Genomic DNA, 21,659 nt, shown 5'->3' on the forward strand with positions numbered 1-21,659 from the left:
GGGGACCAGACAGGGTATTGGGCTCCAAAAGAATATCAACGAACCAGATGGTGCCGAGGAATCATGTATTCGGGAGCAAACAACATAAAAACAGCCCCAAAGGGGGCTGTGTTGATAGCAAGGACTCAGCCCCATATGGGGGGCGGCGTCACTCCTCTTGCCGCAGGCTCTGGGCGAGCAGGGTACGGGAGGGTTTCAGTCTGCCGCCGAGATCCGGCCAGGGCAGCCAGCGATCCGGCACCATAAAGCCGGGCAGGGTGGCTCTGATCCAGGCGGCCAGCTCGGCGTGGGGCACGGGCTCTGCCAGCCAGTCGATAAAGGCGGCGGGTCGCTGCCCCCACTGTGCGCTGGGGATGGGCACCACCAGGGCCTGGGCCACGGCGCCATGATCCACCAGCCGCTGCTCTATGATCTCGGGCTGGATGTTCTCCCCTCCCGAGATGAAGAGGTTGTCGAGCCGCCCCTCCACCACCAGCTCGCCGTCCGGGGTGAAGTGACCCTTGTCCCGGGTGTGGAACCAGCCCTCCTCATCCAGCGGCAGCACCAGCGCTCCGGCCTGGAAATAGCCGGCAAACAGGGTGTCGCCGCGCACGCAGATCTCCCCCTGGCGGATGCAGACCTCCCGCCCGGGCAGGGGCCTGCCCACCACACCGGCACCGGCACCGGCAGGCTGGCCGGTGCAGACCTGGCTGGCCATCTCGGAGAGGCCATAGCTCGACTTGGGGGTGAACCCCAGGGCCTTGAGCTGGTTGACCAGGGGCTCAGGGATGGCGGCGCCCCCGAGCAGCAGCTCGCGCAGGCGGGTGCGAGCGGGGTCGAAGCCTTGTGCCAGCAGGCGCCAGAGCTGGGTCGGCACCAGCGAGAGGTGGGTGATGGGCTGATCCTCGAGCCGCTCCTTGAGGGGCTGGGTGCGATCGTCCAGCACCAGGCTGGCCCCCGCCAGGAAGACCCTGAACAGGATGGCGTAGCCGCCCACGTGAAACAGCGGCAGGGAGAGCAGCCAGCCGCAGTCGCCATCGAGCGGGATCAGGCTGGCCGAACCCCGGGCCGAGGCCAGGTGGTTGGCGAGGCGGTGCACCACCGCTTTCGGCGTGCCGCTGGAACCCGAGGTGAGGATCATGTTGTTTAGCTGGGCCGGTTCAAGCGGCCAGGCTTCCTCACTGGCCGCCAGCTCGTCCGTGAAGTCGAGCCGCAACGGCAACCAGCCCCCCACCGGAGCCTCGCCCGCGGACCAGAAGGCGCAGGCATCCAGCTGTGCAGCCAGCTCGGCCTGTCTGGGGAGGGGGAAGGCGGGATTGAGCGGGCAGAAGACGAGGCCGCTGCGCACGCAGGCCCAGGCCAGCAGCACGTCCTCCAGGGCGCCGCGCACCACGGCGGCCAGCCGGTCGCCGGCCTTTAAACCCGCCAGCTCGAGCTGGTCGCACAGGGCGTTGAGCCGCGCATCTAGCTGCCGGTAGCTGAGGGAGGTGTCGCCGTGGATGGCGGTGCGCTCGGGTGCCGTCTGTGCCCAGTGGCGCACCGGGCAGGTTGCCAGTGAGGCGTCAGCTGCACGGACGGGCTGCATGGGGGCCCCCTCAGTCACGGTGAAACAGGGGGGTCATCAGGCTTGGGTCGGGTTGACCCTGCTTGTCCAGCAGATCCCTGGCCAGCCAGCGCCTGGTGTCGAGGCCGGGGGCCTGATCCGGCGCCCACTCCCCCGCGAGGCGGGCGAGCTGACCGAGGCCGACGCCGGACTCGAAGCAGGAGGAGACGATCACCTTCAGCTTCAGCTCGCGGGCGCGGGCCACCAGGGCCTCACTGTTGGCCAGGGAGCCGAGCAGGGTCGGCTTGAGCACCAGGGCCTTCAGCTGGGGTATGGGTTCCCAGGGCTTGCCCTGGGCCAGCAACTCGTCGAGGGCCACCGGCATGCCGGTACGGTTGGCGACGAAGGCGATGTCGGCAAAGTCGGCGCACAGATCTTCCAGATATTCGATCCGGTTCGGATCCAGGTGACCGCAGAAGGCCCAGGCCTCCTCGCGGGTCCAGCCCTGGTTGGCATCCAGCACCAGCTTGAGATTGGGACGCCGATCGAGCAACAGGCGGATCAGCGCCAGCTCGTCCCGCATGGGGTAGCGGGCCACCTTCAGCTTGGCCTTGAGCGGAGTCTCGTGCAGCCACTGCTTCCAGTTCTTGAGCAGCTCCTGGGGGGAGCCCTGAATGAGGGGATAGGGTTCGGGCAGGCTGGCGTCCTGCTGTGGCCAGTGACGGCGGGCACAGTCGAGCCCGAATTGCACCGAAGGCAGCCGGGGGGTTATGGTCTGCCCCTGGGCCAGCTGCGCCAGGCAGGCCAGGCTCTCGGCCTGCGCCTCGGCCAGGCTCTCTCTGGAGAAACCGGGCAGGGGGGCTATCTCCCCCCAGCCGTCGTTGATGCGCACCAGCAGGCCCTCTCGCGCCACCTCCACCTTGCCGTGAAAGGTCAGGGGCTGGGTAAAGGGCAGTTGGTAGCGATAGAGGGCGAGTGTCATCAGGGGTTCCGCTTGTATTTGGAGAAGTCGGGGCGGCGCTTCTCGTTGAAGGCGTTGCGCCCTTCCTGACCCTCTTCGGTCATGTAGAAGAGCATGGTGGCATTGCCCGCCAGCTCCTGCAAGCCGGCCTGGCCGTCGCAGTCGGCGTTCAGGGCGGCCTTCAGGCAGCGCAGGGCCATGGGGCTGTTTTGCAGCATCTCCCGGCACCAGCGCACGGTTTCCCGCTCCAGCTCGGCCAGGGGCACCACTGTGTTGACCAGCCCCATGTCGAGGGCTTGGCTGGCATCGTACATGCGGCACAGGAACCAGATCTCGCGGGCCTTCTTCTGGCCGACGATGCGGGCCATGTAGGAGGCGCCCCAGCCGCCGTCGAAGGAGCCCACTTTCGGGCCTGTCTGGCCGAACTGGGCGTTGTCGGCGGCTATGGTCAGGTCGCACATCATGTGCAGCACGTGGCCGCCACCGACCGCGTAACCGGCCACCATGGCCACCACGGGTTTGGGGCAGGTGCGGATGTCGCGCTGGAAGTCGAGCACGTTGAGGTGGTGGGTCCCCTCGTCGTCGCGGTAGCCACCGTAGTCGCCACGGATCTTCTGGTCGCCGCCGGCGCAGAAGGCCTTCTCGCCGAAGCCGGTCAGTATGATGGTACCGATCTGATCGTCGTAACGGGCATCGGCCAGGGCCTGCAGCATCTCTTTCACTGTGCGGGGGCGGAAGGCGTTGCGCACCTGGGGACGGTTGATGGTGATCTTGGCAATGCCATCCAGGGACTTGTGATAGAGGATGTCCTCGTAACCGGCGGAGCAATCCTGCCACTCAATGGGAGCGTACAGTTCCGCTTCCGTCATTGCCTCAATCATGGTGTTTTCCTTCTGGTGTGGTAATGGTCAGCCGGGCAATCCTGTCAGGGGCGACGGTGGCATGGGGTTGCGCTTCCGTCATTGCGTCAGTCATGACTCTTCTCTTCTGGTTGCTTGACCCAGTCTTGCAGGAGCCGGGCAAAGGTGTCGGGCTGGCTGGCGTGCAGGTTGTGCCCGCCATCCAAAGCCAAGTGATTGATATTGCAACCTTGCTTGACCAGCTGGCAAGCCAGGCGATGGAATTTGTGATCCCGGCTGCCGGAGATCCAGCGCACCGGCAACCGGGTTTTGCCCAGCCAGGGGGCGAGATCCGGCTGCTTGCCAAGGGAAGTGGCGCGCAGCATGGTCGCCACGGCTCTCCCCTCGTTGCCAAGGCGCTTGGAGATCTGACGGCCACGGGCCTCCTCGTCCAGATCGGCGAACACCCCCTGCCGGTACCAGTCGGCGAGCACCAGGGCCAGGGGCTCGCACTCGAAGCGCCGGGCCCAGCTCTCGTCGTGGGCGAGGCGGGCGGCGCGCTCGGCCTTTGGCAGGCCCGGATGGCAGTTCTCCAGCAAGAGCGCCTGCAACCCGGCGGGGGACTGGCTGGCGTGATAGAGGGCGAGCCGCCCCCCCAGGGAATAGCCCGCCAGCCGGTAGCGCGCGATATCCCGCGCGGCCAGCTCGCCGCAGAGCCAGCGATGGGCCTCGTCAAAGCCGCTCACCCTCAGCCCCTTGTTGCTGCCGTGGCCCGGCAGATCCAGGGCCAGGCACTCGATGCCGGGCAGGGCCTGGATGACAGGTCGCCAGTCGTCAGCATTGCCGAGCAGGCCGTGCAGCAACACCAGTGTTGGCTGGGTTCTGTTAGTGGCCACGGATAGCCGCTCCCAATGCCTTCAGATCCTCGGCTGCCTCGTTGTCACGCAGAACCTTGATGTCATATGCCACGGATAAGGGTTCCCAGTGCCTTGAGATCCTCGGCCACCTCGTTGTCACGCAGGACCTTGATGTCATATGCCACGGATAAGGGTTCCCAGCGCCTTGAGATCCTCGGCCACCTCGTTGCTCGGTACCTTGATTTCAATCAGGGTTACCCCTTTTTCCAGGGCGGTTGCGTAATCTTGCTCGAACTCGGCCAGGGTGGTCGGCGCCCTGTAGTGCAGGCCGAACATGGCGGCGGCGTGCTCGAAGTGCAGGCCGTGGGGCAGGCAGTAGTAGGTCTCCAGCAGCTGATCCCGGGTCGGCACCGGCAGCATGCGGAAGATGCTGCCACCGTCGTTGTTGAGCAGGATCACCACCAGGGGGCGGCTCCCCTTGCCGAGCAGGGCCAGGCTGTTGAGATCGTGCAGGGCACTGAGATCCCCGAGCAGCAGTGTGGTCGGCTCGTCGCTGGACAGGGAGAAACCGAAGGCCGTGGCGATCAGGCCGTCGATGCCGGAGGCGCCGCGGTTGGTCATCAGCCGGCTGGGGCCCTTGCCGGTTTCGCCGAGCATGTCCATCAACCGGGCCGGCATGCTGTTGCCGACGAACAGCTGGCCCTGGATGAGCTGGGTCAGCCGGTGGCAGACCCCGAGTTCGGAGAAGCGATCGCAGGCGCGGCGAATGTGACTGCTGATGCCCTGCTGGCGCTCCGCCAGCCGGTGCCAGGGCTGATGGCGATGGTCCACCGGATGGGCCGCGGTGAAGGCGCCGGGCGTGCACACCAGGCGGCGACGCAGCCGGTAGTCCGGATCCAGCCTGGCCGGTTGCGGGTCCACCAGCCAGTAATCCTGCCAGGGGTGCTGCTTGATGAACTGGCCGAGCCGCTTGGAGATGAGGCGGGCACCGAACTGCAGCAGCACCTCGGCCCGGGCCAGCTCGGTCACGAAGCAGCTGTTCTGCAGGGCAAGATCCATGTGGATGAGGTTGCGGCTGTCGAAGCGGATCTGGCTCTGCAAGTCCGCCAGCAGCGGCCAGCCGAGGCGCTCCGCCAGCTGGGCCACCCGCTGCGCCTCGGCCGGGTCCTGAATGCGGCCCGCGACTATGACGCCGCGCTTGCCCTGCAAGGCGGCCCAGTCGGGCTGGCGGGGGCAGTGCTGCTCGCCCTGCTGCCAGGGGCTCCAGGGCTCCCTTGAATGGAGCCAGTCGCCGAGCGGGGCCAGGTAGTCGGAAAAGTCCAGGTACGCCTCGCCGGGATAGAGGGGCTCGGGGTACATGCAGTTGAAGTGAACCGGCCCCGGGGTCAGTGCCTGCTTGGCCAGGGCCTGATCCACCGAGCTCAGCACGAAGGCCGCCGGTATGGTCGGGGTGGGGCTCGGCAGGTTCTGCTGATAGACGGGGTAGCGACCGAAGATCCCCTGCTGATCGATGGCCTGGTTGGCGCCGTTGTCGATGAGCTCGGGCGGTCGATCGGCCGAGAGAATAATCAGCGGCACGCCTGTGAGCTGGGCCTCGGCCACCGCGGGCCAGAGGTTGGCCACCGCGGTGCCCGAGGTCATGATCACCGCCACCGGGCGGCCGCTCCCCTTGGCCAGCCCCAGCGCCATGAAACCCAGACCCCGCTCGTCGAAGTGGAGATGGCGGCGAAAGCCGGCATGGGCGGCGGCGGCCATGGTGAGCGGTGCCGAGCGGGAGCCGGAGGCCAGCGCTATGTCCCGCACCCCGAGGCGATAGAGCTCTTCCAGCAAGAGGGAAGACCAGACGTGGTTGAAGGTGGCATGCTGGCTGGCAAACGCTCGGTGCTCAGGCAATTGGCTGGCGGGCATAAGGCTCTCGCAGTGGGTCGATGAAAAACGCTATCCCAGCAGGGAGAGCACGTTGGCGATCTTGTTGTCGAGCTCGGCCCACTCGGCGGCGGGCTCGGATCCGGCCACTATGCCGGCACCGGCAAACAGGCTGATGCCCCGGGCCGTGATGCGGGCGCTGCGAATGGCGACCGAGAACTCCGAGGTCTCCCGGCTCAGCATGCCGCAGGCACCGGCGTACCAGCCACGCTCATGGGGCTCGAACTCGCGGATAAAGGCGAGCGCCGCCTCGCGGGGGGCTCCGCCCACCGCCGGAGTCGGGTGCAGGGCGGCCAGCAGTTGCCAGTCGCACACGCCGGGTTTGAGCTCGGCCTCGATGTCGCACTTGAGGTGTTGCAGCAGCCGCAGTTTCAGGATGCGCGGCTCGGTCAGGGTGGCGTCCGTGGTGAGCGGGGCCAGCCGGCTCAGGATGTCGGCGTGCACCAGCCGGTTCTCCAGCCGGTTCTTGCTGTCGGCCAGCAGCTCGGCGGCCAGGGCCGCGTCGGCCGCCTCGTCACCGGAGCGGCGTATGGTCCCCGCCAGCGCCTCGGTGAAGAGGTGGCTGCCCTCCCGGCGATAGAGGCGCTCGGGGGAGCAGGAGATGAAGCTCTGCTCGGGGGAGAACTGGAAGCCGAAGTGGAAGCACTCCTGGGCGTGACTAGCCCACTGGGTGAGCAGGGACCAGGGGCAGAGGGGATCATCCCCATGCTGGCGGGTCAGCACGCTCTCCCGGGAGAGCACCACCTTGGGGGTGTGGGCCTGAAAGGCGGGGCTGGTTACCCGCTCTACCAGGGTTTGCCACTGGGCCTGACCCGGGACATCCCGGCGCTGCCAGGGCCGTTTTTGCAGTGGGGGCAGGGGGGCTTCCGGCTGAAGGGCGTCGAGGGCCGCCTCGGCCGCCTGCAGTTCGGCATCCAGATTGCTGTCGGTCAGCCAGAGGTTGAGGCAGAGGCTGACACATTCCCCCCGGCGCACCAGCTCGATGCGCGGCAGCACGAAGCGGCAGGGGCCGAACCCCTGCCAGCCTGGCTGGGCCGGGTCGAACGCCAGGCCGCCGTAGTAGCGGGGGCTGTCTTCACTCGTTGAGTTGGCGAGATCGCAGACCCGCTGGATATCCGCTGGCCGGGTCAGCTCGTGGATGGCGCCGAGGGCCACGTACTCCGGGCTCCTGGGGCCGCGGGCCTGCCAATAGATGCGGGGATACAGGGTCTGCGCCGCCAGCCATCCCGGGAAGAGGTCGACGTTGGCCGCCACGCGCAACCGCACGAAGCCGCTGACATTGCTGTGACGCAGGGCGTCCAGTTGTTGCTTGAGATGGGTCTGAGCCAACATGGATGTCTTGTCTGAGCCGGATAGTCGCAATCGCTCTGGGGAGGATGGCGCAGGTTGATGCCAAAGGGCGATGATTTCCTATATATTATCTGCCCATTCTTCCATGTAAATTGCCCGAGGGAGCCCAGCCCCCACGGAGCCAAGTATACCTAAATCCGGTTCGATAACCCTTAACACGATCAATATCTGATTGTTTGGCCATCACAATATGACAAATACCTTCTCTGTTTGGTTGCTGGCGGCGCGTTTGCGAACACTGCCCCTGGCGTGCTCCTCCATTTTGCTGGGCTCGGGGCTCGCAGCCAGCCGGGGGGCCTTCGACGGCGCCATCATGGGCCTCTCCCTGCTGACCGCCATCCTGCTGCAGATCCTCTCCAACCTGGCCAACGACTATGGTGATGCGGTCTCCGGTGCCGACAACGGCGAGCGGATCGGGCCCCAGCGTGCCGTGGTCTCCGGCCTCATCACTCGCCACCAGATGTGCATCGCCATGGGGTTGACCGCGCTGGCGGCAGTGGTGAGCGGCCTCTCCCTGCTGGTCTGCGCCTTCGGGGAGGCGTGGCAGCAGATCCTGACGTTCATCCTGCTGGGGGGCGCCGCCATAGTCGCGGCCATCACCTACACGGTGGGCAAGACCCCTTACGGCTATCGCGGTTTCGGGGACATCTCGGTATTCCTGTTCTTCGGCCTGCTGGGGGTGCTCGGCTCCTACTACCTGTTCACCCATACCCTGGAATGGGATCTGCTGCTGCCCGCCACCGCCTGCGGCCTGCTGGCGACCGCCGTGCTCAACATCAACAATGTGCGGGACATAGAGAGCGATGCCGCCAGCGGCAAGATCACCCTGGCGGTGCGGCTCGGCCGCAACCGCGCCATCGCCTACCACTGGGTGCTGCTGGGGGCGGCGCTGCTGGCCACCATCGCCTTCCTGCTGACCCAGCCCATGAGTATCTGGCCCTGGATCTTCCTGCCCGCCATCAAGCCCCTCACCGATGCCGCCCGCACCCTGCGCGAGAGTTTCGACGGCGAGGTGTTGACCGGCGCCCTCAAGAAGACCGCCATCAGCGCCTTCCTGTTCAGCCTGCTGCTCTCGGTCGGGCTGGCGCTCTCCTGAGCGCTGTTCAGCCATGAACTGGTACGCCAGGCGAACAAGGGCCCCGTGAAGGGGCCCTTCTTGTTGCTGTGCCTTGCCGTTTTCTTCAAGTATTTCAGCGCCTTCCTCTTGCTCTTCAGGCCCGATGGCCGTGATCCGGCTGGCAATATTGAGAAATTCTCGGAACGGGTCGCCGACTTGTGACGAGCCTCGATTGTGGCACGGCTTCGATTGCTATAGAGATGTAAGCGTATGGGGTTCCATATGTAAAAAACCAATGGCAGGGACAGGCTTATGGACAGGTTAGGGAAACATCTCGGATGGGGGCTGCTGGCACTGCTGGGCGCCAGCTCCCTCGGTTACATCGCCCTCAACAGGGGCGAGCAGATCAATGCGCTCTGGATAGTGGTCGCGGCTGTGTGCGTTTATCTTATCGCCTACCGCTACTACGGGCTCTTCATCGCCAAGCGGGTGCTGGCGGTCGACAGCAGCCGCATGACGCCGGCGGTGCGGCACAACGACGGTCTGGACTATGTGCCGACCGACAAGAAGGTGCTGTTTGGCCACCACTTCGCCGCCATCGCCGGCGCCGGCCCCCTGGTCGGCCCCGTGCTGGCGGCCCAGATGGGCTATCTGCCCGGCATGCTCTGGCTGCTGGCCGGGGTGGTGCTGGCGGGGGCGGTGCAGGACTTCATGGTGCTGTTCGTCTCCACCCGTCGCGATGGTCGCTCCCTCGGCGAGCTGATCAAGTCGGAGATGGGCCCGGTCGCCGGGGTCATCGCCCTGGTCGCCACCTTCATGATCATGGTGATCATACTGGCGGTGCTGGCGATGATAGTGGTCAAGGCGCTCACCCACAGTCCCTGGGGCACCTACACGGTCGCCTTCACCATACCGCTGGCCATCTTCATGGGGATCTACACCCGCTACCTGAGGCCAGGCCGCATCGGCGAGGTCTCCATCATAGGTCTGGTGTGCCTCATCTTCGCCATCGTCTCCGGTGGCTGGGTGGCCGAGAGCCAGACCTGGGCGCCCTATTTCGACTTCGACGGGGTACAGCTGACCTGGATGCTGGTGGGCTATGGCTTCGTCGCCTCTGTGCTGCCGGTCTGGCTGCTGCTGGCACCGCGGGACTACCTCTCCACCTTCCTCAAGATAGGCACCATCATAGGCCTGGCCATCGGCATACTGGTGACCCAGCCGACCCTGCAGATGCCGGCGCTGACCCAGTTCGTGGACGGGACAGGCCCGGTCTGGGCCGGGGATCTCTTCCCCTTCCTGTTCATCACCATCGCCTGCGGCGCCGTCTCCGGCTTCCATGCGCTCATCTCCTCCGGCACCACCCCCAAGATGCTGGCCAACGAGAACCAGGCCTGCTTCATCGGTTATGGCGGCATGCTGATGGAGTCCTTCGTCGCCATCATGGCCCTGGTCTCCGCCTGCGTCATCGATCCGGGCGTCTACTTCGCCATGAACAGCCCCCTGGCGGTGCTGGCACCGGCGGGCACCGCCGACGTGGTGGTCTCCGCCGCCGCCGTGGTGAGCAGCTGGGGCTTCCAGATCACCCCGGAGACCCTGACCCGCATCGCCAGCGAGGTGGGTGAGCAGAGCATCATCTCCCGTGCCGGTGGCGCCCCGACCCTGGCGGTCGGCATGGCCTACATACTGCACGGTGCCCTCGGCGGCCTGATGAACGTCGCCTTCTGGTACCACTTCGCCATCCTGTTCGAGGCGCTCTTCATCCTCACCGCCGTGGATGCCGGCACCCGGGCCGCGCGCTTCATGCTGCAGGACCTGATGGGGGTCATCTCCCCCTCCCTCAAGCGGACCGACTCCCTGCCGGCCAACCTGCTGGCCACCGCCCTCTGCGTGCTGGCCTGGGGTTACTTCCTCCATCAGGGGGTGGTGGACCCGCTCGGCGGCATCAACACCCTGTGGCCGCTGTTCGGCATCGCGAACCAGATGCTGGCGGGCATGGCGCTGATGCTGTGCGCCGTGGTGCTGGTGAAGATGAAGCGCCAGGCCTACGCCTGGGTGGCCCTGCTGCCCACCAGCTGGCTGCTCATCTGCACCCTGTCGGCGGGCTGGGAGAAGACCTTCAGCGACAATCCCAAGCTCGGCTTCCTGGCCATCGCGAACAAGTTCCAGGCCATGATCGACAGCGGCACCATCCCGGCCCAGTACACAGAGTCACAGCTGGCCCAGCTGGTGTTCAACAACCGGCTGGATGCGGGGCTGACGCTGTTCTTCATGGGGGTGGTGGTGATCCTCGCCTTCTTCTCCCTGAAGACGGCCATGAAGGCGCTTAAGAACCCGCAGCCGACCGCCAGGGAGACGCCCTACCAGCCGATGCCGGCACAGCAAGGTGCCCCGCGGCCCGAGTCTGATGACGACGGCGATCTGGCCCCCAGCCTCAAGTAAGTCGGCAGGCCGGCACCCCGGGGTGCCGGCCTCTCCTCGACGGCGAACAAGGAGCAAGCATGTTTGATACCCTGGCCAAGGCGGGCAAGTATCTGGGGCAGACCGCCAGGCTGATGGTCGGCGTGCCCGACTACGACAACTATGTGCAGCACATGCGGCTGACCCACCCGGAGCAGACCCCCATGAGCCACGACGAGTTCTTTCGCGAACGCCAGGATGCCCGCTACGGCGGCAAGAATGGCGGGCGTTGTTGCTAATTAGGCCACCACCAGCGCGCACGCCCTGGCCTCGGCGCCGGCTGGATATAATCCCTCTTTCCACAGGACTTCAACATGGCACAGGCTGTAGCTGTCACCCTTTATTGAACGGTTTTCTCGGTTCCAGCTAGCTATACGATCCCAATCTCACAGGATTTCCAACATGACACAGGCTGTAGCGGTTACCCTGCTGACCGGTTTTCTCGGCGCCGGCAAGACCACCTTGCTCAACCACTTCCTGCGCCATCACGCCGATGCCTCCGTGGCCATTCTCGAGAACGAGTTCGGCGCCGCCAATATCGACGGCTCCCTGCTGCAGGGGAGTGACAGGGTCAGCGTGGTGGAGCTCAGCAACGGCTGCGTCTGCTGCAGCGTGCGGGGGGAATTTCGGGCCGCCTTGAGCGATCTGCTGGCCCGACGGGCGGCGGGGGTGTTGCAGTTCGAGCGGCTGATCGTCGAGACCACGGGGCTCGCCGATCCGGCCCCCATCATCCAGACCTTCTTCGTGGAAGAGGCGCTGCGGGATGCCCTGCGCCTCGATGCCGTCATCACCCTGGCCGACTGTGAACAGCTAGGTCGTCAGCTGGATGAACATCCGGTGGCGGCGGCCCAGCTCGGCTTTGCCGACCGCATCCTGCTCACCAAGACCGACAGGGTGGACGGGGCGACCCGGGAGGCGGCCATAGCGCGAGTCCAGGGCATCAACCCCAAGGCGCAGATCATCGACATAGTGCGGGGGGAGTGCCCGGCCGGGCTCTGGCTCGATCTCGATGCCTTCTCCCTGAGCGACGAGCTGAGCCTGAGCCCAGGCATCAAGATAGTGCGTGGGGGCGGTCAGGGCGTCGAGGCGTTTGCCCCCCTCTCGTCTCGGCCCCGCTCCTGGCAGGATGTCATCTCGGCCCACCTGTTCGAGGGGGGCGAGCTGGACCTGAAAAAGATAGGGGCTTTCATGGAGCAGTGCATAGAGCAGCATGGCAACGACATGTTGCGCTACAAGGGGGTGCTGGCCATCGCCGGGGAGCCGCGCCGCCTGATAGTGCAGGGGGTGCACAGGGTGGCGGGGTTCGATTACGGCTCCCCCTGGGGTGACGAGGTGCCCTGCTCGCGGCTGGTGGTGATCGGTCGCTACCTGCCCCTTGAGGCGCTGGAAGAGGGGTTCGCCCTGACCCGGGCCTGAGGAAAAATAACAGATGCGTGAATCACTTAAACAGAAAATCATCCAGGTCTGCCACCAGAAGATTGGTCAGAAGGGGGAGGGGGTGGGCGTCTCCTTCTATGCCTTCTTCGCCAACAGGAACGACGACCCCGAGCTGCTGATGGAGGCGGCGACCTGGTGGATCCAGACCCAGAGACTCGACCACTTCGAGAAGGCGCGCAAGATCATCGCGCTGGTCGAGGCCATGAAATAGGGCGAGATGAAACAAGAAGGGCTCCTGATGAGGAGCCCTTCTTGTTGATGGTCTGCGGCTATCGCCGCCGAGTGGTCTCAGCTGGCGGGCGCCACGGCCGTCCGGCGGGAGAAGAAGAGGCAGTCCATCAGCCAGATGGCCAGCATGGAGGCGCCCACCAGGGGGAAGCAGATCCCGAGCACGACCAGCACTGCGATGGCGCCACCCATGGGGGGCAACTTGGCGGGCAGGGGCGGGGCGGCGAGCCGGCCCTGGGGGCGGCGGCTCCACCAGATCCAGAGCCCGCTCACCGAGCTTGCCAGCACCATCAGGCAGATGATCAGCATGACGAGCTGGTGGGGCCAGCCGTAGAGCTTGCCGGTGTGCAGCATGACGCCGGTTTCCACCGTCTTGGCGACCGGGCCGTAATCCTGCCAGCGCACGTCGGCCAGCACCTTGCCGCTGTATTGATCGATGTGCAGGGTGGCGTCGTTGCGCGGATCATCGGCGAACAGGGCTATGGTATAGACGCCTGTGCCACCGACCGGCGGCGTGATGCTGTAACCCGGGTGAACCCCGCGCTCAGTGGCGATCTCCACTACCCGTTGCAGGGGGATGCGGTGGCTGGCCATGACCATGCCGTCGTGTTCCCCGCCATGGTTCATGGCGCTGTGATCATGGCTTTCCGGCGTCGGCTGCGAGCTCGGTATGGGCGTGTTCTCGACGGCCCAGGGCACAGTCTGTTCATGGGCATGGTTGAGGGTGCGGGCGAGAGGAGCAGATTTCGGCACCTCGTTCCACATGGCGGCCGGGAAACGGTTCCAGACGTTGGCGAACCGATCCCCCCAGAAGCCGGTCCAGGTCATGCCGCTCAGCAGCAGCAGCAGCAGGAAACCCGCTCCCCAGAAGCCGACCACGGCGTGCAGATCGCGCCACCAGAGGCGTCCGCGCTGGTTCATTCTGGGCCAGAGGATGCCTCCTACGCCGGGTCCCTTGCGCGGCCACCACAGGTAGAGTCCACTGACGAGCAGCACTATGCCCCAGCCGGCGGCCAGTTCGATCAGGCGATCCCCTGTGGTGCCGAGCAGCAGCTCCGCATGCAGGGCGCGGGCCACCGCCTGCAGGTTCCACTTGTTGTCCATGGTGCCGAGCAGGGCGCCGCTGGCGGGATCCATGAAGAGGGTCAGTTCGCGCTCGCCCTGATTGACGATGATCTGGGCGCTCGCATCCGTGGCCACGGGGGGCAGGTATTTGCGCAGACTGGCATCGGGCATGGCGATCTTCGCCTTGGCCAGCAGCTGGTCGGCACTCAGGGTCTGGGTGGCGGGGGCCACCTTCATCAGCTCGGGGTAGAGCAGGTTGTCGAGCTGGGGCTTGTACAGGTACAGGATGCCGGTGAGGGAGAGCAGGATCAGAAAGGGGGCGACGAAGAGACCGGCATAGAAGTGCCAGCGCCAGATCCTTTGGTAATAACTCGCGTCTTGATGCTTCATCTTGGATCCTTGCGCCGAGGCTAAAGGTTGCGGTTGGTGGAATGTTTGAGTGGCGCGGATGATAGCAGCAACGTTTTATTAACTGCAACAGAACATGCTGGCTCCACCTTCACTTCGTTGCGCGCCTTGATTGTGCCATCTGGTGTCGATGCCTGCCGGTGAGGGCCGGGGCTCCATGGACTTTTTGCATATAAATCCTTACCTTGTTGCAACATCAGGCGGCGTCGGCACGACGAAAAAATCAGGGGAGGAGGGGGACGTGCACTTGCAACCACACGGCCATTTCGAGATGCAGCGACAGGGGCTGGTGCTGATTTGCCGCCCGAGCGGCCCCTTCAATCTGGCGGGCGCCATGGCCTATGAGGCTGCGTTCAGCCAGCAGATCGCAGGATTGCGCGATGCCCCCTGGGGGATTGTCGAGGTGGCGACCGAGTTCGAGGCCGCCGGTCCCGAGGTGCTGGCGCGTTTTCGTCGTCAGTTTGGCTGGTGCGCCGCCAATGGCTGCGATTTTCTTGCGGTCGTGGTGGTGGGCGGGTTCAAGCGCTATCTGGCGGATCAGGTCTTCAGCGATCTGCCGTTCAGGGCGGTGTGTTACTTCGAGCAGGAGGCGGCGGCCATCCACTGGTTGGGGGAGCGGCTCGGCGGCGACGTCACACCGGTGAGCTGACCCGGTAGCCCGGGGCCGTTCTGTCTGCCAGCCTCACCCCAGCTTGATAAACCACTTGTCCCGCTCGTCGACACAGTCGGGCTCGCCCATCTCGAACTCGCGGCAGATGAGGGGCCGCACCTCATAGATGCGGCACATCATGGTGTTGCGGTCGAGGGCCGCACACCAGCCATCTTCCAGCCGGCGCATCACGGGGATCTCCCCTTCCCGATCGAGCACATAGCGATCCGGCACGCCTGTGTCGGTAAAGAGCATCACTTCGAGGCGGCAGCAGCAGGCTTCGCAGTTCTGGCAGCTCACGTCGGTTTGGATTGCTTGGGTCATGGTGCCTGTCTTGCCGCATGGCGGCATCGAAATATATGAAACAGGCGCCTGTCAGGCGCCTGTGGTCTGGCCAACGGCTTGTGAAGAACCTTAGCCCAGTTTGCGGGCGCGGTAGCTGCGCCCCTTGATCTTGCCTTCCTGCAGCCGCTTGAGGGCGGCGCTCGCCACCTGACGCTTGACCGCCACGTAGGAGTACTGCTCGGAGATCTGGATCTTGCCCACGTCGCTGCCGGCAATGCCGCCTTCGCCGGTCAGGGCCCCCAGGATGTCACCGGCCCGCACCTTGGTCTTGCGGCCCGCATCGATGGAGAGGGTCACCATCTGCGGCGCTATCGGCTTGATGTCGCGGCCCAGGGTATCGAGATCCCCCAGCGGCATGGGGGCCTGCTGGTACTCCTCGATCAGGTTGACGCGCTGAGCTTCGTTGGGCTGATACAGGCTCAGGGCCAGGCCCTGCTGGCCGGCACGACCGGTACGGCCGATGCGGTGCACATGCACTTCAGGGTCATAGGTCAGCTCGTAGTTGATGACGGCACCCAGCTCCTTGATGTCGAGACCCCGGGCCGCCACGTCGGTCGCGACCAGTATGGTGGCGCTGCCGTTGGCGAAGCGTACCAGAACCTGATCCCGCTCCCGCTGCTCCAGATCGCCGTTCAGCGCCAGGGCCGAGAAGCCCTTGGCGGCCAGGTGATCGGCCACGTCGTTGCAGGCGCGCTTGGTGTTGCAGAACACCACGCAGGAGCTCGGCTGATGGTGGCTCAGCAGCCAGGTGAGGGCGTCGAGGCGCTGACCGGCCGGCACTTCATACAGCTTCTGTTCGATGGCGCTGCCCTCGTGCAGGGACTCCACGCTCACCTCGACCGGGTTGCGCTGCACGCCGCGGCTCATCTGGGCTATCCCCTCCGGATAGGTGGCGGAGAACAGCAGGGTCTGGCGGCGCTCGGGAGCATGGCGGATCACCTTGTTGATGTCTTCGCCAAAGCCCATGTCCAGCATGCGATCCGCTTCGTCCAGCACCAGGGTCTCCAGGCTGGAGAGCTCCAGGGTGCCCTGCTCCAGGTGCTTGAGAATGCGACCCGGGGTGCCGACGGCGATGTGGGCACCGAAGCCCAGGGTGGCGGACTGCGGTGCGGTCGGGGTGCCGCCACACAGGGTCACCAGTTTGACGTTCGGCAGGGCGCGGGCCAGACGACGGATCTCCTGAGCTACCTGATCCGCCAGCTCGCGGGTCGGACAGAGCACCAGGGCCTGTACGTCGACACGGTTGACGTTGAGGCGTGAGAGCAGGCCGAGGGCGAAGGCGGCTGTCTTGCCGCTGCCGGTTTTTGCCTTGGCGATCAGGTCTTTGCCCTCGAGTACCAGGGGCAGGCTCTGGGCCTGGATCGGGGTCATCTGCAGGTAACCCAGGCTGGTGAGGTTCTCTTGCAGGGCGGGGGAGAGATTGAGGCTGCTAAATTCGCTGTTGTTCACAAAAGGACTCTATTTCGGAGAAAACGGGGATGCGCCGTGCGCAAGGGCGCGCATTGTATCAGAAAGCGCTGCCGGATGTGGCGGATTTTTGAACGCTTAAGCCTGTGCAACCTCGGGGTGGCTTCATCCGTCCCCATGGCGACAGAGAGGCACGACTGGGATGGCTCCAGGTGAAGGTTTGCGGTCGCTCGCTAATTATTTACCGGAGGTAAACGTTTCCCGTCCCGGCTGATTAAATATTCTTGGTTGAAATATGTGCCGTGCAGAGGAGTGAATGTTGCGAGAATGATGCTGGAATATCCATTGGCGTTATCTGTACAATCTCTACATTCCTATCGATATGTTTTATAAGTAGATTTTTACTTTTAACTGGGTGATTAATATACCGTTAATGGTTAATTAATTTAAAAACGTTTGTATTATCTCGCATACATATTATTGAACCAGATTGTGATGGCTATCTGATTTTTAAATATACGATTCTTTATGATGGCGCCGGTCAAAAATAACAATTCACTGGGTGCTACTGGTATGGAATACGTTCACTTTGTGCTTGGACTCTTGATGGTCCTCGCGCTGGCGTTGCTGGCAAACCGCCGCAACTGGAAACAGATCAAGCTGCGTTATATCGGGCAGCTGTTGGTGGTGGAACTGGCGCTGGCTTGGTTCATGCTCAACTCCGAAGTGGGTCTGGCGGTGGTAGGTGGCTTCGCCGCCGGCTTCACCAAGCTGATGGAGTTTGCCAAGCAGGGGACCGACTTCGTGTTCGGTGGCCTGGTCAACGAAGGGGCCTTCTCCTTCTTCCTGATGGTGCTGATGCCCATCGTCTTCATCTCGGTACTGATCGGCATACTGCAGTACATCCGTCTGCTGCCCATCGTCATTCGTGGCATAGGCACTGTGCTGGCCAAGATCAACGGCATGGGCAAGCTGGAGTCCTTCAACGCCATCAGCTCCATGATCGTCGGCCAGTCCGAGAACTTCATCGCGCTCAAGAACACCTTGCCGCACCTGAACGAGAAGCAGATGTACACCCTGGCGGCGACGGCCATGTCCACCGTCTCCATGTCCATCGTCGGTGCCTACATGCAGCTGATAGAGCCCCGTTACGTGGTGGCCGCGCTGGTGCTCAACATGTTCAGCACCTTCATCGTGCTGTCGCTCATCAACCCGTACGAGCCTGACAATACCGTGACCGACGCCAAGGCGCTGGCCGAGGGGGACGAGCACCATACCCCGAAGAAGGAGAACTTCTTCGAGATGCTGGGGGAGTACATCATGGCTGGTTTCTCCGTTGCCGTGATAGTGGCTGCCATGCTGGTGGGCTTCATCGCCCTGATCGCCCTGGTCAACTACCTGTTCGAGATGGCGTTTGGCGTCAACTTCCAGCACGTCATGGGCTACATCTTCTACCCCATCGCCTGGATCCTCGGCATCCCCGGTGGTGAGGCGCTGCAAGCCGGCTCCATCATGGCGACCAAGCTGGTGACCAACGAGTTCGTGGCCATGATGGATCTGGGCAAGATTGCCGCCGATCTCTCGCCCCGCACCGTGGGCATCCTCTCCATCTTCATGGTGTCGTTCGCCAACTTCAGCTCCATCGGCATCATCGCCGGTGCGGTGAAGGCGCTGAACGAAGAGAAGGGCAACATGGTCTCCCGCTTCGGTCTGAAGCTGGTGTACGGCTCCACCCTGGTGAGCCTGCTCTCCGCCGTGATCGCCGGTGTGATGATCTAATCGCACCTCGCCATCACCATGACAAACCCCTGCCTCGGCAGGGGTTTGTTTTTCTGGGTGAGTCAGCCGAAAGGTGGTTCTGCTCATCATGACTTGCCGCATGTTGAGAAGATAAGAAGAGGCCGCCAATGCTGGCGGCCTCTCTGTCTGGTTGCTCAATGCCTAGTATCAAGGGCAGGTGATGGTGTTGCTGGTCACGCCATTGAGAGTGGCCTGGTAAGTCACCGACTGGGTCAACAGCAATATATCGGTGTTGTTCAGGGTTACCCCGATGACAATGCCATTTTTGCTCCAGATGACGCTGTTGCTGACATCCAGCGTGCTGGCGTCTGAGAAGGTGGCGACGGCCTTGCGGGTCACTATGTTGGCGATCGGCAGGCCGAGTGCTCCCAGCTGGACCTGTGTGGTGCAACTGGCTGTCAGGTTGCCGAGGGTTGCCGCCGTGATGGTGATTGGCTTGCTGTCTGTCCCGGTCAGGAAGCTGGCGGTAATATTGGCTGTTCCTGCGGTCACCCCTTGGGCCAAGCCTGTGCCGGAGACGGTCACGACTCCGGTGTTGTCACTCTGCCAGCTGACCAGGGCGCTCACATCCTGGCTGGTCAGGTTGCTGAAACTGGCCGTCGCCTTGAGTTGCGCCTGATTCCCGCTCGCCAGATTGGGAATGGGGTCTATGGTGAGCCCGGTCAGGGTCGCCGCCGTCGCTGCGATATTGATGGTGGCGCTAGTTCCTCCCAGACTGCCACTGATGACGGCAGAGCCCACCGCCAGCGCCTTGATCTGACCGTTGGCATCCACGCTGACCAGAGTCGGGGCGCTGCTGCTCCAGCTGATCTGGCTGGTCACATCAACCAGGGTATCGTCAGAGTAGGTTGCGAGAGCCTTCAGCTGGCCATTGGTCCCCAATGCCAGTGAGGTAAGGGGAGTGCTGATTTGGATGGCGCTCACAGTCGCAGCCGTGACGGTGACGGTCAAGTTGCTGACTTGCCCGCCGAAGCTGCCGGTGATGACGGCCGTCCCCGGGGCCACTGCCGTGACTTCACCACTGGTGCTGACGGTGGCGACGTCGCTGTCACTGCTGCTCCAGGAGACCAGGGGGGTGATGTTCTGGCTGCTGCCATCGGAGTAGCTGGCAACGGCGGTCAATTGAGCCTTGGTGCCGGCTGCCAGGGTTGATGCCGTTGCCGACAAATCGATCTGATTCACGCTGGCATTGGTCACGCTCAAACTGACGCTGTTACTGGTGACCGCGCCCACACTGCCGGTCAAGGTTGCACTGCCGTTGCTGACAGCACTGACTTCGCCGGACAGGTTGATGGTGGCCACCCCTATGTTCGAACTGTTCCAGACCACCTGGTTCGAAATATCCTGAGTGCTGTTATCGCTATAGGTGGCGATCGCCGTTAACTTGCCCTTGGTCCCCTTGGCCAGGGTGAGACTGGGCGGGGTGATCTGGATCTGGCTGACGGTGGCATTGGTGACGGTCAGCACAGTCCCGGCACTGGTGACACCGTTCAGGCTGGCACTGATAGTGCTGGTACCCACGGCAACCCCGGTTGCCAGCCCCTGGGCATTGATGGTGACCTTGGTTTGATCGCTGCTGAACCAGGCGGCCTGGCTAGAGACATCCAGGGTGCTGCCATCGCTCAGCACGGCCTGGGCCTTGAACTGAACCGAGCTGCCTTTGGCCAGGTTGCCACTGCCGCCATTCAGGACGACCTGGATGCTGTTGACGGTGGCATTGGTAACCACCAGCAGCACAGTATTGCTGGTGACGCCCAAGAAGTTGGCCGAGATACTCGATCCCCCTTCGCTGAACGCGGTGGCTTCACCGTTCAGATCTATGGTCGCGACGCTGATATCCGAGCTGTTCCAATTGACTTGGCTGGTTACGTCCTGCGATGAGTTGTCGCTGAAGGTGGCGATGGCCTGGAACTGCAGCTTGGTCCCCTTGGGCAGGGAGGCCGTCGGCGGTATGACTTGCAGCGCAGTGGCGATGGCATTGGTGACAGTCAGGGTCGCACTGCGGCTGATGGCGCCAAGGGTGGCGGTGACGGTCGCCTGACCAATGCCGCTCCCCGTGACCAGTCCCAGGCTATCGACACTGGCGATGAAGGGGGCGTTGCTGCTCCACTGGACCTGTGATGACACATCCTGAGTAGAACCGTCGCCAAAGGTGGCGATGGCCTGCAACTGGCTCTTGGTGCCGAGGGCTATGGCCGTGACGGCAGGAATGACCTGCAGAGCGCTGACACTGGTGTTGTTGACCTGGATGCTGGTGCTGGCAGTGACCCCCAGCAGGCTGGCGGACAGGGTAGTGGATCCCGCCGCAACGCCGGTCACCAGACCCGTGCTATCCACGGTGGCGACGGCGGTGTTGCTGCTCAACCAACCCACCTGGGAGGAGACATCCTGAGTGCTCTGATCGGCGAAGGTCGCGATGGCCGTCAGCTTGGTCGTGGTACCTATGGCCAGTTGCACTGTGGCCGGGATGATCTGGATCTGGCTGACGGTCAGATCGACTGCCGAGATAATGGTCTGGCCTGTGACCCCCTGTACCGTGGCCGTGACAGTGGCATCACCGGCTTCGATGGCGGTAGCTTTTCCCTTGTCATCGACACTCAACACGGTCGGGTTGCTGCTCTGCCAGCTGGCCTGGGTCGACACATCCCTGGTTGTGTCATCGGAGAGGGTGGCAATGGCCTGCAGTTGCAGGGTCAGCCCCTTGGCCAACCTGGTTGTGGGGGGAATGATGGAGACCTTGGTGGCAATGGCATCCGTGATGGTGAGGGTGGAGATATTGCTGGTAACCCCCTGATAGCTGGCACTGATCCCGGTGCTGCTGACCTTGAGTGTTTTGACCAGGCCCTTCTCATCTATGGTGGCAATGGTGCTATCCGCGCTGCTCCAGCTTGCCTGCTCCGTGATGTCGGCCGTGCTGTTGTCGCTGTAGGTCGCGATGGCAAGATATTGAGTGCTGATCCCGAGCGGGGTGCTGGGGTTGGCTTCGGCTCGGGCCTTGTTGCCAGCGGTGTCGGCTGATATGTCGATCCGGTTCAGTGATTTGGTGACGGGCGCCGGATTGGTTGGATTATCCTCTCCTCCGCCACCCCCGCCGCCGCAACTGAATAAGAAAAGAGTGAAAAACAGTGAAAGAAATACATTCATGGGCTTGCTCATTGATATTCCCCTTCAATCCTTGTGCTTAATATGAAGTGAAGATCATCCCGGTACTCCTGTATGGGAACAGCGAATCCTGCAGCCATGGCCGCCTCAATGTTGAACGAATAATGAAATCATAAAAGGTGTTGTTATGATTGGGTTTTACTTTTATTAGTCAGATGTACTCAATATTTGGTAGGTATTTTAGGCATC

General features: G+C 63.6%; 17 protein-coding genes. 7 read left to right on the top strand and 10 right to left on the bottom strand.

Annotated features, from left to right (window positions below):
• Nucleotides 1-148: 148 nt before the first annotated feature.
• From AC3WR3_RS06030 to AC3WR3_RS06055, 6 genes are all read right to left on the bottom strand, one after another.
• Complete coding sequence (locus AC3WR3_RS06030; protein WP_492291442.1) at nucleotides 149-1,564, bottom strand: AMP-binding protein; 1,416 nt, start codon at nucleotides 1,562-1,564, stop codon at nucleotides 149-151.
• 10 nt (nucleotides 1,565-1,574) lie between these two features.
• On the bottom strand, nucleotides 1,575-2,504 hold the full coding sequence (menC, locus tag AC3WR3_RS06035) for an o-succinylbenzoate synthase (protein WP_429161733.1): 930 nt from the start codon (nucleotides 2,502-2,504) through the stop codon (nucleotides 1,575-1,577).
• The gene (menB, locus tag AC3WR3_RS06040; RefSeq protein ID WP_236661741.1) at nucleotides 2,504-3,364 is read right to left on the bottom strand and encodes a 1,4-dihydroxy-2-naphthoyl-CoA synthase; all 861 of its coding nucleotides are present in this window, start codon (nucleotides 3,362-3,364) and stop codon (nucleotides 2,504-2,506) included. The genes menC and menB overlap by 1 nt, the downstream gene beginning before the upstream one ends.
• Before the next feature lie 86 nt (nucleotides 3,365-3,450).
• Entirely contained in the window at nucleotides 3,451-4,218 is a 768-nt protein-coding gene (menH, locus tag AC3WR3_RS06045; RefSeq protein WP_492291443.1) for a 2-succinyl-6-hydroxy-2,4-cyclohexadiene-1-carboxylate synthase, read from the bottom strand.
• Between the two features lie 135 nt (nucleotides 4,219-4,353).
• Nucleotides 4,354-6,087: a 2-succinyl-5-enolpyruvyl-6-hydroxy-3-cyclohexene-1-carboxylic-acid synthase gene (gene menD, locus AC3WR3_RS06050; RefSeq protein ID WP_492291444.1), complete on the bottom strand. Its 1,734-nt coding sequence runs from the start codon at nucleotides 6,085-6,087 to the stop codon at nucleotides 4,354-4,356.
• A gap of 30 nt (nucleotides 6,088-6,117) precedes the next feature.
• The gene (locus tag AC3WR3_RS06055; RefSeq protein ID WP_492291445.1) at nucleotides 6,118-7,437 is read right to left on the bottom strand and encodes an isochorismate synthase; all 1,320 of its coding nucleotides are present in this window, start codon (nucleotides 7,435-7,437) and stop codon (nucleotides 6,118-6,120) included.
• A gap of 208 nt (nucleotides 7,438-7,645) precedes the next feature.
• Here AC3WR3_RS06055 and AC3WR3_RS06060 point away from each other — a divergent pair, with 208 nt between their 5' ends.
• The 5 genes from AC3WR3_RS06060 to AC3WR3_RS06080 all read left to right on the top strand — a co-directional run bounded on the left by AC3WR3_RS06060 (nucleotide 7,646) and on the right by AC3WR3_RS06080 (nucleotide 12,617).
• Nucleotides 7,646-8,551 (top strand): 1,4-dihydroxy-2-naphthoate polyprenyltransferase, encoded by a 906-nt coding sequence (locus tag AC3WR3_RS06060; protein ID WP_162519292.1) that lies wholly within the window; start codon nucleotides 7,646-7,648, stop codon nucleotides 8,549-8,551.
• Nucleotides 8,552-8,824: 273 nt separating this feature from the next.
• Entirely contained in the window at nucleotides 8,825-10,951 is a 2,127-nt protein-coding gene (cstA, locus tag AC3WR3_RS06065) for a pyruvate/proton symporter CstA (RefSeq protein WP_265436465.1), read from the top strand.
• A 59-nt stretch (nucleotides 10,952-11,010) separates the two neighbouring features.
• Nucleotides 11,011-11,208: a YbdD/YjiX family protein gene (locus AC3WR3_RS06070; RefSeq protein WP_025325546.1), complete on the top strand. Its 198-nt coding sequence runs from the start codon at nucleotides 11,011-11,013 to the stop codon at nucleotides 11,206-11,208.
• A 163-nt stretch (nucleotides 11,209-11,371) separates the two neighbouring features.
• Complete coding sequence (locus AC3WR3_RS06075) at nucleotides 11,372-12,385, top strand: CobW family GTP-binding protein (protein WP_492291446.1); 1,014 nt, start codon at nucleotides 11,372-11,374, stop codon at nucleotides 12,383-12,385.
• Between the two features lie 13 nt (nucleotides 12,386-12,398).
• Entirely contained in the window at nucleotides 12,399-12,617 is a 219-nt protein-coding gene (locus AC3WR3_RS06080) for a DUF6500 family protein (RefSeq protein ID WP_111910688.1), read from the top strand.
• Between the two features lie 77 nt (nucleotides 12,618-12,694).
• Here AC3WR3_RS06080 and AC3WR3_RS06085 read toward each other — a convergent pair whose 3' ends face one another.
• Nucleotides 12,695-14,089 carry a PepSY-associated TM helix domain-containing protein gene (locus AC3WR3_RS06085; RefSeq protein ID WP_492291447.1) on the bottom strand — a complete coding sequence of 465 codons (1,395 nt, stop codon included), beginning with the start codon at nucleotides 14,087-14,089 and terminating at the stop codon, nucleotides 12,695-12,697.
• Nucleotides 14,090-14,348: 259 nt separating this feature from the next.
• Here AC3WR3_RS06085 and AC3WR3_RS06090 point away from each other — a divergent pair, with 259 nt between their 5' ends.
• Complete coding sequence (locus tag AC3WR3_RS06090) at nucleotides 14,349-14,756, top strand: hypothetical protein (protein ID WP_492291448.1); 408 nt, start codon at nucleotides 14,349-14,351, stop codon at nucleotides 14,754-14,756.
• Between the two features lie 33 nt (nucleotides 14,757-14,789).
• Here AC3WR3_RS06090 and AC3WR3_RS06095 read toward each other — a convergent pair whose 3' ends face one another.
• Both AC3WR3_RS06095 and dbpA read right to left on the bottom strand, forming a co-directional pair.
• Nucleotides 14,790-15,080, bottom strand: coding sequence for a YkgJ family cysteine cluster protein (locus tag AC3WR3_RS06095; RefSeq protein WP_492291449.1), 291 nt, complete (start codon nucleotides 15,078-15,080; stop codon nucleotides 14,790-14,792).
• 90 nt (nucleotides 15,081-15,170) lie between these two features.
• Nucleotides 15,171-16,550, bottom strand: coding sequence for an ATP-dependent RNA helicase DbpA (gene dbpA, locus AC3WR3_RS06100; RefSeq protein ID WP_139439596.1), 1,380 nt, complete (start codon nucleotides 16,548-16,550; stop codon nucleotides 15,171-15,173).
• A gap of 531 nt (nucleotides 16,551-17,081) precedes the next feature.
• Here dbpA and AC3WR3_RS06105 point away from each other — a divergent pair.
• Nucleotides 17,082-18,287: a NupC/NupG family nucleoside CNT transporter gene (locus tag AC3WR3_RS06105; protein WP_492291450.1), complete on the top strand. Its 1,206-nt coding sequence runs from the start codon at nucleotides 17,082-17,084 to the stop codon at nucleotides 18,285-18,287.
• A 168-nt stretch (nucleotides 18,288-18,455) separates the two neighbouring features.
• Here the strand turns inward: AC3WR3_RS06105 and AC3WR3_RS06110 are convergent, their stop codons facing one another.
• Nucleotides 18,456-21,452, bottom strand: a complete 2,997-nt coding sequence (locus AC3WR3_RS06110) for a beta strand repeat-containing protein (RefSeq protein ID WP_492291451.1) — start codon at nucleotides 21,450-21,452, stop codon at nucleotides 18,456-18,458.
• Between the last annotated feature and the right edge of the window lie 207 nt (nucleotides 21,453-21,659).

Source organism: Aeromonas sp. EU05-FHT14A05, from assembly GCF_058791175.1.

What these genes read in the sequence shown, in the direction of transcription:
- AC3WR3_RS06030 (WP_492291442.1), bottom strand. Translation starts at nt 1,564, where the DNA reads ATGCAGCCCGTCCGTGCAGCTGACGCCTCACTGGCAACCTGCCCGGTG.
- menC (WP_429161733.1), bottom strand. Translation starts at nt 2,504, where the DNA reads ATGACACTCGCCCTCTATCGCTACCAACTGCCCTTTACCCAGCCCCTG.
- menB (WP_236661741.1), bottom strand. Translation starts at nt 3,364, where the DNA reads ATGATTGAGGCAATGACGGAAGCGGAACTGTACGCTCCCATTGAGTGG.
- menD (WP_492291444.1), bottom strand. Translation starts at nt 6,087, where the DNA reads ATGCCCGCCAGCCAATTGCCTGAGCACCGAGCGTTTGCCAGCCAGCAT.
- AC3WR3_RS06055 (WP_492291445.1), bottom strand. Translation starts at nt 7,437, where the DNA reads ATGTTGGCTCAGACCCATCTCAAGCAACAACTGGACGCCCTGCGTCAC.
- AC3WR3_RS06060 (WP_162519292.1), top strand. Translation starts at nt 7,646, where the DNA reads ATGACAAATACCTTCTCTGTTTGGTTGCTGGCGGCGCGTTTGCGAACA.
- cstA (WP_265436465.1), top strand. Translation starts at nt 8,825, where the DNA reads ATGGACAGGTTAGGGAAACATCTCGGATGGGGGCTGCTGGCACTGCTG.
- AC3WR3_RS06070 (WP_025325546.1), top strand. Translation starts at nt 11,011, where the DNA reads ATGTTTGATACCCTGGCCAAGGCGGGCAAGTATCTGGGGCAGACCGCC.
- AC3WR3_RS06075 (WP_492291446.1), top strand. Translation starts at nt 11,372, where the DNA reads ATGACACAGGCTGTAGCGGTTACCCTGCTGACCGGTTTTCTCGGCGCC.
- AC3WR3_RS06080 (WP_111910688.1), top strand. Translation starts at nt 12,399, where the DNA reads ATGCGTGAATCACTTAAACAGAAAATCATCCAGGTCTGCCACCAGAAG.
- AC3WR3_RS06085 (WP_492291447.1), bottom strand. Translation starts at nt 14,089, where the DNA reads ATGAAGCATCAAGACGCGAGTTATTACCAAAGGATCTGGCGCTGGCAC.
- AC3WR3_RS06095 (WP_492291449.1), bottom strand. Translation starts at nt 15,080, where the DNA reads ATGACCCAAGCAATCCAAACCGACGTGAGCTGCCAGAACTGCGAAGCC.
- AC3WR3_RS06105 (WP_492291450.1), top strand. Translation starts at nt 17,082, where the DNA reads ATGGAATACGTTCACTTTGTGCTTGGACTCTTGATGGTCCTCGCGCTG.
- AC3WR3_RS06110 (WP_492291451.1), bottom strand. Translation starts at nt 21,452, where the DNA reads ATGAATGTATTTCTTTCACTGTTTTTCACTCTTTTCTTATTCAGTTGC.